The following is a 13,413-nucleotide window of genomic DNA, read 5'->3' as shown; positions in this document are numbered from 1 at the left end:
ATGCCCTCCTACTTTCATACCTCGCCGAACGGGCCATCGCACACGGATATGACACGGGCACGGTTCGAATCCCGGTTCAGATGGTGAAGGGCCGCTGCCGGGCGAAGGCCGAGTTCGGCACACCCGTCTGGAAGAGGTGGGGCGTCTGGTCGGGCGGCATCCGCTTGACGATCTCCCGGTGCAGTCCGCGGTAGCTGCCCGGGAAGGCGCCACCCCGCCAGACCTCCAGCAAAGTGGCGGTGAACAGGCCGTTCACGATTCCGTCGGAGGAGGTCTGGTTGTCCTGGCAGCCGGAGATCCGGAGCACGCTGGCGTCGATCCTGGCGAGGTCCTTGGCGGTGCGGGTGTTCTGGATCCGGTCGTAGGCGTCGCGGTCGCGCCGGTAGACGGCGGACTGCACCGACTGGGGCATGGCCCTGATCTTCCGGCCGACCTCCGCGGGGTCGGCGGTGCTGAAGCGCCGGTCGAGCTCCTCGGGGCTGAGCATCTCGGGCAGCCGCCGGGCCACGGCGCCGCTGTGGCAGCTGTCGGAGAGCATCCAGATCCGGACCCCCTTGGCGAACTTCCCGAACAGCTCGAAGAGCTCGTCGTCGACCAGCTGCCGGTCATGGAGGACCCAGGTCTCGTCGAGGCGGTCGCCGGTCTCGTCGTGGTTGAGGTCGGGCACTTGACCGCCGTGGCCCGAGTAGGTGAGGAAGAGGATGTCCCCCTCGGCCAGCCGCCCGGCCGCGGCCTCCAGCGTGGCGGTGACCGTCTCCGCGGTGGCGGCCGGACTCAACAGCGGATCGGTCACATCGAACCCCGCCGCGTCGGCGAGCCGGGCCATGTCCACGGCGTCCTGTTCGCAGGCGCCCAGCTCACCGCTCCAGCCGTCGTACGCGGCGGGGTCGACCTGATTGAGTCCGATATGGACGGAGAGGCCGATGGGCATGGGGGCTCCTAGGGTCGGGGACGGGCGGCGGCGCGCCACCGCTCGCCACTAAGCGATGATGCGCGGCCGCGCCCCGCCATGCCCTGTTCACCGACCCCATCCGGAGGAGGCGCCCACCGCGGCGGGCACCCCGCCCGGGAAACGGCGGCGGGCACCCCACCGGGAAAACGCCGCCGCCCGGGAAAACGCCCCCACCGGAAACGCACCCCGCCGCGGAAACGCCCCACCGAGGAGGCCGCCGTCCCGCCTCGCCCCGGCCGTCAGGCCATCAGGCCCGGCGCGGCCGGGCGTCCAGGGCCCGCAGCGCCATATCGGCGACGCGCTCGAAGTAGCCCGGCTCCAGGGCCGCCCCACGGGCCGAGACGCGCCAGTAGACCAGCCCGCCGAGCAGATCGAGCGCCAGCTCCCGGTCGAGGTCCGGTGGCAGCTCACCGCGCTCGACCGCCCGGTCCAGCACGCCGATCATGCGGGCGCGCCGCGGCTCGCCGATGCGGAGGGCGAGGGCCCGGCGCAGCTCATCGTCCCGCTGCGCCTCGGCGATCAGGTCCGGCAGGATCCGCGAGAACCGCGGATGGGTCAGCCAGTCGGCGACCGCGTGGAGCGCGGCCAGCACATCGCCGCGCAGGGATCCGGTGTCGGGCGGATCGGCCAGGGCGACGGTCGGCTCGGACACGACCGCGATGACCATCCGCTGCTTGGAGGGCCACCGCCGGTAGAGCGCGCTCTTGCCCACCCCGGCCCGCTTGGCCACCGCCTCCATCGACAGCCGGCCGTATCCGTGCTCGGCGAGCTCGTCCAGGACGGCCTCGGCGATGGCGGCGGTCTTGTCCGCGCGCAGGGTGGCGGCGCCGCTCGGGGGGCGCCGGGTGGGCTCCGACATAGCTCCGAGATTAGCAGATGGACGGGACGGCACCGTCTCGTTCTATGCTGGACGGACGGGACGATACCGTTCCGTCCAATCACCGTGAGAAGGAAGTACGTCATGGACGACCGCGTCAAGGTGTTCGAGCGGGCCAAGGAGCTGTTGCTCGGCCACGACATGAGGGGATTCGCGGATCTGTGGGCCGTGGACGGCATCATGGAGTTCCCGTTCGCCCCGCCCGGCCGGCCGCGCCTGCTGGAGGGGCGCGAGGCCGTGCGCGAGTACCTGCGGGACTACACCGACCACATCGATCTGCGCACCGTGACCCATGAGGTCGTCCATCTCACCGAGGACCCCGCCGTATTGATCGTGGAGTTCTCGGTGGACGCCGTGGCGGTCGGAACCGGCCGTCCGCTCCACCCCACGTACATCGCCGTCATCACGGTCCGTGACGGCGAGATCGCCTCGTACCGCGACTACTGGAACCCGCTGATGCTCGACGAGGTGAGCTTCGGCTCCGAAGAGGGCCGGACCGATGGCTGAGCCCACCGTTCTGGTCCTCGGCGCCACCGGGAACACCGGCTCCAAGGTGCTGCGGATGGTGCGCGCGGAGGGCGCGCGGGCGCTGGCGGCCACCCGGCGGCCCGAGGCCGGGGCCGCCGACGCCGTCCGGTTCGACTGGCACGACCCGGCCGGCCACGCGGCGGCGCTGCGCGGTGTGGAGCGGCTCTATCTCATCCCGCCCCTGGCGATGGCCGAGCCGCTGCCCGTGGTCGAGCCGTTCCTGAAGACCGCGGTCACCCAGGGCGTACGGCGGGTGGTGGTGCTCGGCTCCTCCGCGGTCCCCGAGGCTGACACCGGCGTCGGCGCGCTGCCCAGGCTGGTGCGGGAGACCTTCCCGGAGTGGACGGTGCTGCGGCCCTCGTGGTTCATGCAGAACTTCACCGGTGACCATGCGGTGGCCCATGCCATCCGCGACAACGGCGAGATCGTCACCGCCACCGGGGACGGCAGAGTGGCCTTCGTCGACGCGACGGACATCGCCGCCGTCGCCACCCGGGCCCTTCTGGACGACCGCCCGCACAACACGGGCCACGTCATCACCGGCCCGGAGGCGCTCGGTTACGCGGACGCGGCGCGCATCGTGGCCGAGGTCTCCGGACGGCCGGTCCGCCATGTCGCGGTGGCGGCCGGGGTGTTGCTGGACCGGCTGAGCGCGATGGGGATGCCGCCGGAGTTCGCCGCGGTGCTCGCCGGGCTTGACGAGGACATCCGGGGCGGCGCGGAGGACCGTACGACCGACACCGTCGAGCGGGTCACCGGGCGCGCTCCCCGCTCCTTCCGCGCCTTCGCCGAGGCCCATCGGCACGCCTTCACCCCGGAGCCCGCCGGCTGAGCCCGGCGGATCCCCATGGGCGCCCGACACCCGGCACGGCGCCCCCGGCCGCCACCGGGAGGTGCCCGGCATCGGGCGTCGCGGGCCCACGGCGTCCAGTGCCGACGTCACGGGAGTGGCGCAGGGGCCGGACCCGCCGACAGCGGTCAGCGGAACAGCGCGTCCGGGAGGCCGGGGCGGTCGATGGCCTCCTCCAGGGCGGCGCGCAGAGTGCGGCTGTCGATGAGGGGGCCGCCGGGCCGGATCAGCCAGACATGGCCCTGCCGGACACAGCCGGGCCTGGGGCAGCGCAGCACCCGGCCCGGCCCCGCCGCGGCCACCGTGCGGCGGCGGGCGTACGCCGTCCCGGCCAGCCAGCGCTTCCACTCGGCCGCGGATCCGGGCGGTACGAGGAAGGAGTGCACATGGCTGGCGGTGGCGAGCATCACCGGTCCCGCCGCGTCACGCCGCTGAAGTGCCTGGATCACCGCGGAGCCGATGTCGTCGCACATCCGCACCAGGTCGAAGACCGGGCCCACCGGCAGATCGGCGAGGCCGGTGCCGCTGGCCCACTGGAGCCGCACCCGCCCGGGGTCCTCGCTCGCGGCCAGCAGCCATTCGGCCGCGTCGGTCTCCACGGTGACCCGCATCCTGCGGTCACCGCGCGCCCCCGCGTTCATGAGGTGGCCACCAGCGGCAGGGTGAACCACACCTTCTTGCCCCGCGCTCCGGGGTCGGGCGGCTCGGTGCCCCAGTCGGCCGCCAGGTCATCGACGATGGCCAGCCCCCGTCCGGACTCCTCGGTCGGCTCCGGTTTGCGGGCGACCGGGACCACGGGCGAGCCGTCGGCCACTTCCACGCGCAGCTCACGGCCGAAGCGTTCAAGCGAGACGGTGATGGTGACGGTGTCGGCGGGGCCGGAGCTGCCGTGCTCCACGGCGTTGGCGAACAACTCGTTGGTGGCCAGGACGACATGGTCCACCATCGCCCCGAGCCGCCAGTCGCGCAGATGCCCGGCGACCATCCGGCGCACCGCGGCGGCGCGGTCGGGCAGGGCGGGGAACTCCGCCCGGAAGAGCCGGCGGGTGTCCAGCGGGATCACCGTACTCTCCCCTCCGGAGCGGGGGACGGGGATCGCCGCGGCCGCCGGGCCGGTAACCGGAGCGGTTCTCGGCGCGGCGACCGGCCCGGTAACCGCAGCGGTTCGCGGGCGGTCCTTGGAGACCGCGACACCACGGCTGGTGGCCGTCGTCTCGCCTTCCTCATCGGCCGACGCCGGCCGGTGCGACAGTCCTGGAAAGGATCGGCTCACGGTGTCGGTCCTCACGGTCCTCGTCGGTCTGGGGGCCCGGGTGGCATACGGGCACATGGAGTGATTGATGTTCCGGTGAGCGGGTAAGCGCATTCTGGCGACCGACGGCGTGACATCTGAGCTGGTGACAGGTGGTGCGCACGCCCCACCCGACCCGCCTGGACCAGCTGCCACGGACGGAGACGGCCCGGTCGCGGTGAGTGCCGGATACCGGCATGGTTCCTCCTTCGAAGGCAGCGCAAAGCGCCATCGGTCGCCGTTCATGTAGACAAACGGTTGGACCGGCCGGTGGGCGAGAGGGCATGGGGGTTGTCCGGTTGTACGGGCGTAGTGGTTCGGGCTGTACGGTCCGGACGTGGCAAGCGTGAGCGACGGCCGCGAGGGGCGGCTCCGCCCGGGGGAAGGCTCCGGTGTGGACGGCAAACGGGTCCTGGTGACCGGGGGCTCCCGGGGGCTGGGTGAACAGATCGTACGGCTCCTGGCCGCCGGCGGGGCGCGGTTGGCCACGTGTGCGCGGACACCTGAGGATCTGCGGTCGCTCACGGCGTCCCTGAGCGCCCAGGGACACGGGGAGCCGTTCACCCGCGCGCTGGATGTCACCGAGCCCGAGCTGCTCGAGGAGTTCGTCGAGGCCGCGGCGGAACGTTTCAGCGGTCTTGATGGCGTGGTGGCCTGCGCCGGTGGCGCCCGCGGCCGCGGCATCGAGGAGGCCGGCGCCCGGGACTGGTCGCTGACCTGGGAGATGAACGTCGGTCATACGGCACGGCTGGTGAAGGCCGCGGTGCCGCATCTACGCGGCGCGGGCGGCGGCTCCGTGGTGGTGATCGCCTCCATCTCCGGCTGGAAGCCGGGCCCCCAGGCCCAGTACGGGGCGGCCAAGGCGGCCCAGATCCATCTGGCGGCCGCACTCGCCCGTGAGCTGGGCCCGGACGGGATCCGGGTGAACGCCGTCTCCCCGGGGTCCATGCTGATCCCCGGGAAGCGGTGGGACCGGATGCGCACCGAAGAGCCCGAGGCGTACGCCCGGTTCATGGCCGAGCTGCCACGCGGTGAACTGGTCACCCCGTGGGAGGTCGCCCAGGTCGTGGCGTTTCTGCTGTCGGACGCCTCGAGCGGGGTCTCCGGTGCGCATCTGCCCGTGGACCGAGCCCAGAACGCCCCCACGCCGGGAGGCTATTGACCCCCGGCGCTCCCCCGAGCGGAGGCGCTCCGGGCACCTCCCCGGCCGCTCGCGCGGAGCGGCCGGGAAGTTCGCCGAGGCACCGGGCGGGGCGGAGCCCCGGGGCCCGGAGCCTCAGGCGGCCACGCCGAGCACGGTCCGGGAGCGCTGCTCGAACTCCCGGACCATGGGCTCCCCGCGGTGCGGCCGCAGCCGGGTGCGGAAGTCGCGCAGCGCCTGGATCGAGCGCTCGCTGTGCACCCCGCTGAGCGTGTCCAGTGCCTCGCTCGCGGTGCCGACGGCCTCGTCCAGCCGGTTCTGCTGGAGATGTGCCGTGGCCAGCACGGATCTGCTGATGGCCTGGCGCCGGCGCCGATCGGCGTTGGCGCGCACGGATTCGGCGGCGGCGGCCTCGGCGTCGGAGGCGTTGCCGAGGTCGCGGAAGCACAGCGCCGCCTCCGCCTCCAGATAGTGGTGGTCCAGGAAGCGCACCCAGGGCGACTCCTGCTCGGGGCCCTGGCTCTTCTCCAGCTGGGCGTCGGCCGCGCGCAGCGACTTGGACACCTCCCGGGGCTGGTCCAGTGCGGCGTAGCCACGGGCGGCCATGGCGTGCAACCGCATCAGCCCCAGCGGGCTTCCGGCGTGCTTGGCCGTGGCGACACCGACCCGGGCCAACTCGACCCCCGCCTCGGGCTGGCCCAGGTTGGTCGCCAGATGGGACAGGCCGGCCAGGATCTGACCGCCCAGGACCCGGTCGCCGCCCTCGGCGCACAGCCGCAGCGCCTGGGTCATATAGCGCTGGGCCAAGCCGTATTCGGCGTTGTCATAGCTGCTCCAGCCGGCCATCGCGGCCAGCTTGGCCGCGGCGGTGAACAGCTGGCGCCGCTCCTGCGGAGGCGCGCCGCGCTGCTGGAGCATGGGGACGACCTCGGTCGACAGATAGAGCACGATGCTGGCGCGGACCTGGCCGCCGCCGAAGCGATTGTCCATCTCGTCGAACATGTTGATCGCCGCGTGGACCTGTTCGACGCGGCCGCCTTCGGCCGCGGGTGCGAGCCGGGCGGTGTCCTGGTTCTCGACCAGCCACAGCAGCCATTCGCGCTGTGGGGTCACCAGCGCGCCGGCGACGAAGGGCACCGCACCCAGCAGGCTGCGGCGGGATATGTCGGTGGAGCCGAGTTCGGCGAGCGTGTGCAAGGTTTCGCTTACGTCCTCCCGGTAGGCCAGCGCCCGGGCGACGACCGGGCGCTGTCGGTCGGAGATGAACCCCAGCTCGGCGGGGGCCACGGGCCTGCCGAGCCGGTGGGAGAGCACGGCGGCGATCAGCTCCGGCGTGGTGCCGCGCGGCTGTCCGCCTTGCAGCCAGCGGGTGACGGACGCCTTGTCGTAATTCGACTCGCGTCCCTGCCTACGGCCCAGTTCATTGACGCGCAGGGCCAATGAGGCGTAGGAGCACCCGGATTCCTTCAGGGCGGCGGCCAACGCGGCGTTGGCCGCCGGGCCTTGGCGCCCGGTTACCGGCTGTGCGTGATGCGTCACCGTGACCGTCCCTGTGTGTAGCCACGGCGGTCTGCGGGATCCCCGTCGATCGATGCCGACCGGTCGGTCCGGGGCGTCAACGACGTTGTGGACAAAGGTGGTTGGGAGCCCTCGCCATAGAGGGTGAGATGGGTCACGTGCTCACTATGCGTGGTGAGGCCATCACCCCGCAACCTTCGTTCTGATAATTTCAGAGCGATCCGCTCGCTCTGTCAGTGTCATCCATCGCGTGGCACACTGTGCAGGCATATGACAGCCATTCCTACGGGAGGCGGGACGTGAGCGAGGCACGGCCGGCCGGCGCCGCCCCCACTGTTTTGCGCAGAGTTCTCGGCAAGCGACTGCGGCGTCTGCGCGAGCGGGCGAAGGTGTCGTTCGAGGAAGCCGCGAAAGCCATCGAGGTCACCCCGTTGACCGTGCGCAGGATGGAAAAGGCGGAAGTCGGCCTCAAGATTCCTTATCTGAAGGAGCTGCTGCGGAACTACGGCGTCCGCGGCCCGGAGATGGAGGATTTCCTCGCCCTGGCGCGTGAGGCGAACCAGCCGGGCTGGTGGCATCAGTTCCGCGATGTGCTTCCGGACTGGTTCAGTGCTTACGTAAGCCTCGAAAGTGAGGCCACCGTCATTCGCGCGTACGAGCCCCACTACGTCCCCGGTCTGCTCCAGACGGAGGACTACGCTCAAGCAGTACTACGCATGGGCTTCCCCCATGACACCGAGGAGGAGCTGGAGCGCCGGATCGCGCTGCGTGTACAGCGCCAGAGCCTGCTCACCAAGCCGGACGCGCCGACCATCTGGGCCATCCTCGACGAGACGGTGCTGCACCGCCCGGTCGGCGGCTCGCGGGTGATGCGCGACCAGATCGACCACCTGATCGGCACCTTGGAGATTCCCAAGGTCAGGCTCCAGATCATGCGGTTCGCGGCGGGGCCGCACCCCGGGGCCTTCGGCCCCTTCCACTACTTCCGCTTCGGATTCTCCGAACTGCCGGACGTCGTCTACACCGAGAGCCTCACCGGCGCGGTCTATGTGGACAAGCCGGCCGAAGTCGTCGCCTATCTCGAGGTCCTGGACCGGATGGCGGTCCAGGCCGAGCCGATCGGCGATTCCAGCACCATCCTGGCCGAACTGCGTAAGGAGCACTGAGATGCACGAGCCCGTCTACAGCGGAATGCCGGCCACGGACCTGGGCACGGAGGGCTGGGAGAAGCCCTGGAGCGGGTCCAACGGCGGCACCTGCATCGAGGCCAAGCGACTGCCGGACGGCCGGGTCGCCCTGCGCCAGTCCACCGATCCGGCCGGGCCCGCGCTGATATACACCCGCGCGGAGATGGCGTCCTTCCTGGACGCGGCGAAGGCCGGCAAAGCGGACTTCCTCGTCGTGTAGAGCGGCCGCACACGGCCGGTCACCCGAAAACCACTACGCCCGCACAACCGCACAACCCCGCATCGCACTCCCGTCCCCGCCGTCCCGCCACGCACACTGAATATGCCGTGGCGGGCGGCGGCGTCGTCCCCCTTGCAGAGCCATGGGACCGACGGGATGCCGGAATGAACCTCGACCATGCGGTGGCACAGCACCGCACACTGATCGTCGAGGGCTGCGACGGAGTCGGCAGGGACGCGCTGCTGACCGGACTCGCCCGCCGGCACGGCTACACAGTCACCCGCGCCTCCCCCGACCTCCCCCATCTGGACCCGGTGCGGCCGTACCGCGAACTCCTCCAGCTCGACGGTGCGCTCGCGGTGGACGCCGGGCTGGTCGGCGAGCTCGTCTACGGGCCCTTGCGCCGCGGCCACTCCCGGGTGACCTGGATCCAGGCGTTCGACTTCGCCGAGGCGGTGGCCGAGCGCGACGGCGCCTTCGTCCATGTGACGGCCCCGGTTCAGGTGCTGGAGGTCCGGCTGGCCGCGCGCGGCGCCTCGGCGGCGGACCTCGCGGAGATCGACGCCGCGGTAACCGGCTATGACCACGCCTTCTCCACCCTCGCCGAGCACGCCCCGGTCCTCACCGTCGAGGAGCGGCCGGCCCCCGGCGGCGGCCCGGATCCCGGTCCGGGCCGCGACGAGGCGGCGCCCGAGCCCCCGGTGGCCTCGTTCGCCCGGCCCCTTCCGCGTATCCGCTCCCCCGTGCCGCACTGTGCCCAGCATCGCTGAACCACCCGGCACCGGAGCCGAGTCGGTGCCCCGCGAACCGCATACGCACGGCAGGAGACAGGCGCTATGACAGACCGCTCGTCCACCCCGGACCGGCAGCCCCCGACCAAGATCGACACCACGGTGCCGCATTCGGCCCGGATCTGGAACTACTGGATGGGGGGCAAGGACAACTACGAGGTCGACCGGATCGCCGGGGACGAGTACCGCGAGGTCGCCCCGAACATCGAGACCATGGCCCGCGCCTCGCGCGCGTACCTCATCCGCTCCGTCACCCATGTGGCGGGCGAATGCGGGATCCGGCAGTTCCTGGACATCGGCACCGGGCTGCCCACCTACGACAACACCCACCAGGTCGCCCAGCGGGTGGCGCCCGAGGCCCGCATCGTCTACGTGGACAACGACCCCCTGGTGCTCCGGCACGCCCAGGCGCTGCTCACCAGCACCCCCGAGGGGGTCACCGACTATATCGACGCCGATCTGCACGAGCCCGAGCGGATCCTGGAGGCCGCGGCGAAGACGCTCGACTTCGACCGGCCCGTCGCCCTGATGCTGATGGGCATCCTCGGCCACATCCAGAACTACGACGAGGCGGTGTCGATCGTGCGGCGGCTCCAGGCCGCGCTGCCGTCCGGCAGCTACTTCGTGCACTACGACAGCACCGACACCGACCAGGCGCTCAAGCAGGCGCAGCAGGGCTACGACGACACCGGCGCCGTTCCGTACGTGCTGCGCAGTGTGGAGCAGGTCAGCCGCTTCTACGAGGGTCTGGAGCTGATCGAGCCCGGTATCGTGTCGTGTCCGCTGTGGCGTCCGGCCCCCTCCGAGACGGACATCGAGACCACCGATGTCCACGGGGGCGTGGCGCGCAAGCCGTGACGGCGGTGACGACCAAACGAATGGTTCGGCCACCGGGGAGGTAACCCCCGCCCCCGTCGCGTCGTCAGACACGGCGCCGGGAAGCGAGGCGGAGGGACGCGCGGGTGTTCGAGGTCGGGGCCTGGAGGGTGCCCTCCGTCAAGCGGCTGCTGCGGGCGTCGGTGGCCGAGGCGCCCGCCGTCGTACGACAGCGCCGGGGCCCCCAGGACGGGACGCCGGGGCGGCCGCGGCACCTGGCCATCATCATGGACGGCAACGGCCGCTGGGCCGCCCTGCGCGGTCTCTCCCGCACCCGCGGCCATCAGGCGGGGGTGCTGGCACTGCCGCGGGTGGTGGACACGGCCCTGGAGGAGGGCATCGAACATCTGTCGCTGTTCTTCTTCTCCACCGAGAACTGGAACCGCCCGCGCGGTGAGGTGGCCGCCCTGATGCGGCTCACCGCCCAGCTGGCGGACGTCTTCCGGGGCTACGGCGAGCGGGGGGTGCGGCTGCGCTGGCTGGGCTCGGAGGCCCGGCTCCCCCGGGCCACCCTGGCCGCGCTGCGCCGGGCGGAGGACGAGACATGCCACAACCGCGCCATGACGCTGGCGTTCTGCTTCAACCACGGCGGCCGGGAGGAGATCGCCCGCGTCGCCACCTCCCTGGCCCGCGCCTCGGTGGACGGCGCGCTGGACCCCGGGCTCATCGACGAGGCCCTGTTCACCCGCCATCTGCCGCATGCCGATCTGCCGGACATCGACATGCTGGTGCGCACCTCCGGGGAGCAGCGCATCTCCAACTTCATGCTCTGGCGGGCGGCCTACGCGGAGCTCTTCTTCGTGGACACCTTGTGGCCCGACTTCACCGGTGAGGAGCTCCGCGCGCTGCTGGCCGCGTTTGCCTCCCGGAAGCGACGTTTTGGCGCGGGGGTCGGCCCCGTCTGACGCGCCCGCCGCTCGCTACGGTTCGGGCAGCGCCCCGAAGGGGCGCGGGACTGTGTCGATGTGCGGCTCCGCCGCGTGGGCGCGACCAGCCACGACGGCGCCGCAGTGGCCGACGACACATCACGACCCTTCCAGCGGAGCGCTCAGCGGATCTGAACGCCGGAGAGGGTGCGGGCGATGACCAGGCGCTGGATCTCGCTGGTGCCCTCGAAGATGGTGTAGATCGCGGCGTCGCGGTGCATCCGCTCGACCGGGTACTCACGGGTGAAGCCGTTGCCGCCGAGGATCTGCACCGCCTGGGCGGTGACCTGCTTGGCGGTCTCGCTGGCGAACAGCTTGGACATGGAGCCCTCGGCCGACTCGAAGGGCCTGCCGTTCACCGCCATCCATGACGCGCGCCACACCATCAGGCGCGCGGCGTCGATCCGCGTGCGCATATCGGCGAGCTGGAAGGCGACGCCCTGGTTGTCGATGATGGGGCGGCCGAACTGCTCCCGGGTCTTGGCGTAGTCGAGCGCGACCTCGTACGCGGCGCGGGCGGTGCCGACCGCCATGGCGCCGACGGCCGGGCGGGACGCCTCGAAGGTGGCCATGGCGGCGTTCTTCAGCCGCTCACCGCCCGACTTGGCCCGCTCCCGGGCGCGCGCGAGCCGTTCGTCCAGCTTCTCCTTGCCCCCGAGCAGACAGCTGCCGGGCACCCGTACGTTGTCGAGGACCACCTCGGCGGTGTGCGAGGCGCGGATGCCGTGCTTCTTGAACTTCTGGCCCTGGGAGAGACCGGGGGTGCCCGGCGGGACGATGAACGACGCGTGGCCCTTGGAGCCGAGTTCGGGGTCGACGACCGCGACCACCACATGGACGCCCGCGATACCGCCGTTGGTGGCCCAGGTCTTGGTGCCGTCCAGGACCCATTCGTCCTTGGCCTCGTCGTAGACGGCGCGGGTGCGCATCGAGCCGACGTCGGAGCCGGCGTCGGGCTCGGAGGAGCAGAAGGCGGCGACCTTCACATCGGCCGCGTCGCCGTACATCTGCGGGATCCAGGTGCCGATCTGCTCCTCGGTGCCGTTGGCGAGGACGCCGACGGCGGCGAGGCCGGTGCCCACGATGGACAGCGCGATGCCCGCGTCGCCCCAGAACAGCTCCTCCATGGTCATGGGGATGCCGAGGCCGGTGGGGTCGAAGTACTGCTGGGCGTAGAAGTCCAGGGAGTACAGGCCGATCTTGGCGGCCTCCTGGATAATCGGCCAGGGGGTCTCCTCGCGCTCGTCCCATTCGGCGGCGGCCGGGCGGATGACGTCCGCGGCGAAGCCGTGGATCCAGTCGCGCACCGCCTTCTGATCGTCGTCCAGCTCGAACGAGAACTCCGCCATGACCCCTCCACGTGCTTATTACCTGCGGTAACGGCAGTCTGTTACCGCCGAGTAGGCGATGTCAACTCTCCCGGCCACACGGGCCCCGCTCCCCCGCGGGTGTTACGTTGCGCAGAGCGCGGAGCGCGATCGCGCCGGGAAACGCGGAGGCGCGAAGGCGCGAGTACGACATCGGGGGCGGGGAGGCACCTTATGCAGACCGGGACCAGCCAGCGGGACGACCAGCGGCAGACCGCCCGGCGCAGGCGCAAGGAGCTGCTGGAGGCCGCGGACCGGGTGGTGCTGCGCGACGGGCCCGAAGCCTCGATGAACGCCATCGCGGCCGAAGCGGGCATCACCAAGCCCATTCTCTACCGTCACTTCGGCGACAAGGGCGGCCTGTACCGCGCGCTCGCCAAGCGCCACACCGACGCCCTGCTCGCCTCGCTGCGCACGGCCCTGGACGCGCCCGCCGAGAACCGCAGGCAGCGCGTGGAGGCCACGCTGGACACCTATCTGGCGGCGATCGAGGCGCGGCCCCAGGTGTACCGCTTCCTGATGCACCCGGCCGACAACGGCCAGCCGGAGCCGGAGCAGGGCTTCGACGTCGGCCAGCACTCCGCCCCGCTGCTGCGCAGGCTCGGCGAGGAGCTCGCCACGGTGATCGCCGAACGGCTGGAGCTGGGCCCCGGCGGCGACGAGGTGGCGCGGGTCTGGGGCCACGGGATCGTCGGCATGATGCACGGGGCCGGTGACTGGTGGCTGCGCGACCGCCCGTGCGCACGCGGCCAGTTGGTGCACCATCTCACCGATCTGCTGTGGGGACGGCTGTCCCTGGCGGACGACCGGGTCGGCGCACCGGGCTTCTGAGATCCCGGGGTCCGGAGGCGAAGCCCAGACCCCGGGGCCAAGAGCCGAAGCCCAGGGG

General features: G+C 71.8%; 15 protein-coding genes. 9 read left to right on the top strand and 6 right to left on the bottom strand.

The window, feature by feature from the left end:
- Positions 1-76: 76 nt before the first annotated feature.
- Entirely contained in the window at positions 77-931 is an 855-nt protein-coding gene (locus AB0E24_RS31995) for a caspase family protein (protein ID WP_069867297.1), read from the bottom strand.
- Between the two features lie 268 nt (positions 932-1,199).
- On the bottom strand, positions 1,200-1,811 hold the full coding sequence (locus AB0E24_RS31990) for a TetR/AcrR family transcriptional regulator (protein WP_069867298.1): 612 nt from the start codon (positions 1,809-1,811) through the stop codon (positions 1,200-1,202).
- Positions 1,812-1,913: 102 nt separating this feature from the next.
- Here AB0E24_RS31990 and AB0E24_RS31985 point away from each other — a divergent pair, with 102 nt between their 5' ends.
- Both AB0E24_RS31985 and AB0E24_RS31980 read left to right on the top strand, forming a co-directional pair.
- Positions 1,914-2,336, top strand: coding sequence for a nuclear transport factor 2 family protein (locus AB0E24_RS31985; RefSeq protein WP_359382227.1), 423 nt, complete (start codon positions 1,914-1,916; stop codon positions 2,334-2,336).
- Positions 2,329-3,189 carry a Rossmann-fold NAD(P)-binding domain-containing protein gene (locus AB0E24_RS31980; protein ID WP_359382224.1) on the top strand — a complete coding sequence of 287 codons (861 nt, stop codon included), beginning with the start codon at positions 2,329-2,331 and terminating at the stop codon, positions 3,187-3,189. The genes AB0E24_RS31985 and AB0E24_RS31980 overlap by 8 nt, the downstream gene beginning before the upstream one ends.
- Positions 3,190-3,335: 146 nt before the next feature.
- On the opposite strand, the gene AB0E24_RS31975 is transcribed toward AB0E24_RS31980, so the two are convergent.
- Positions 3,336-3,848: a hypothetical protein gene (locus tag AB0E24_RS31975; RefSeq protein WP_079259841.1), complete on the bottom strand. Its 513-nt coding sequence runs from the start codon at positions 3,846-3,848 to the stop codon at positions 3,336-3,338.
- A complete protein-coding gene (locus AB0E24_RS31970) occupies positions 3,845-4,270 on the bottom strand; it encodes an ATP-binding protein (protein ID WP_231981185.1) in 426 nt (141 codons plus the stop codon). The genes AB0E24_RS31975 and AB0E24_RS31970 overlap by 4 nt, the downstream gene beginning before the upstream one ends.
- 574 nt (positions 4,271-4,844) lie before the next feature.
- On the opposite strand from AB0E24_RS31970, the gene AB0E24_RS31965 reads away from it, so the two are divergent.
- Positions 4,845-5,660: an SDR family NAD(P)-dependent oxidoreductase gene (locus AB0E24_RS31965; protein ID WP_359382404.1), complete on the top strand. Its 816-nt coding sequence runs from the start codon at positions 4,845-4,847 to the stop codon at positions 5,658-5,660.
- 114 nt (positions 5,661-5,774) lie between these two features.
- Here the strand turns inward: AB0E24_RS31965 and AB0E24_RS31960 are convergent, their stop codons facing one another.
- Positions 5,775-7,178 (bottom strand): NsdA family TPR-like regulatory protein, encoded by a 1,404-nt coding sequence (locus tag AB0E24_RS31960; RefSeq protein ID WP_232640062.1) that lies wholly within the window; start codon positions 7,176-7,178, stop codon positions 5,775-5,777.
- 278 nt (positions 7,179-7,456) lie between these two features.
- Between AB0E24_RS31960 and AB0E24_RS31955 the strand changes: the two genes are divergently transcribed.
- From AB0E24_RS31955 to uppS, 5 genes are all read left to right on the top strand, one after another.
- Positions 7,457-8,323, top strand: coding sequence for a Sco1979 family transcriptional regulator (locus tag AB0E24_RS31955; RefSeq protein ID WP_069867305.1), 867 nt, complete (start codon positions 7,457-7,459; stop codon positions 8,321-8,323).
- 1 nt (position 8,324) lies between these two features.
- Positions 8,325-8,564 carry a DUF397 domain-containing protein gene (locus AB0E24_RS31950; RefSeq protein WP_069867306.1) on the top strand — a complete coding sequence of 80 codons (240 nt, stop codon included), beginning with the start codon at positions 8,325-8,327 and terminating at the stop codon, positions 8,562-8,564.
- Between the two features lie 164 nt (positions 8,565-8,728).
- The gene (locus AB0E24_RS31945; protein WP_069867307.1) at positions 8,729-9,334 is read left to right on the top strand and encodes a DEAD/DEAH box helicase family protein; all 606 of its coding nucleotides are present in this window, start codon (positions 8,729-8,731) and stop codon (positions 9,332-9,334) included.
- A gap of 66 nt (positions 9,335-9,400) precedes the next feature.
- The gene (locus tag AB0E24_RS31940; RefSeq protein ID WP_069867308.1) at positions 9,401-10,213 is read left to right on the top strand and encodes an SAM-dependent methyltransferase; all 813 of its coding nucleotides are present in this window, start codon (positions 9,401-9,403) and stop codon (positions 10,211-10,213) included.
- A gap of 104 nt (positions 10,214-10,317) precedes the next feature.
- Positions 10,318-11,136, top strand: a complete 819-nt coding sequence (gene uppS, locus AB0E24_RS31935; RefSeq protein WP_079153200.1) for a polyprenyl diphosphate synthase — start codon at positions 10,318-10,320, stop codon at positions 11,134-11,136.
- A gap of 143 nt (positions 11,137-11,279) precedes the next feature.
- Here uppS and AB0E24_RS31930 read toward each other — a convergent pair whose 3' ends face one another.
- Complete coding sequence (locus tag AB0E24_RS31930; protein WP_069867309.1) at positions 11,280-12,506, bottom strand: acyl-CoA dehydrogenase family protein; 1,227 nt, start codon at positions 12,504-12,506, stop codon at positions 11,280-11,282.
- A gap of 192 nt (positions 12,507-12,698) precedes the next feature.
- Between AB0E24_RS31930 and AB0E24_RS31925 the strand changes: the two genes are divergently transcribed.
- Positions 12,699-13,355 carry a TetR/AcrR family transcriptional regulator gene (locus AB0E24_RS31925; protein ID WP_359382220.1) on the top strand — a complete coding sequence of 219 codons (657 nt, stop codon included), beginning with the start codon at positions 12,699-12,701 and terminating at the stop codon, positions 13,353-13,355.
- Positions 13,356-13,413 lie beyond the last annotated feature (58 nt).

Source organism: Streptomyces malaysiensis subsp. malaysiensis (assembly GCF_040653035.1).
In the GTDB taxonomy this organism is placed as follows: Bacteria; Actinomycetota; Actinomycetes; order Streptomycetales; family Streptomycetaceae; genus Streptomyces; species Streptomyces malaysiensis.
The sequence above is the reverse complement of the archived record's forward strand: the minus strand, read 5'-3'. Positions and strand labels throughout refer to the sequence as shown.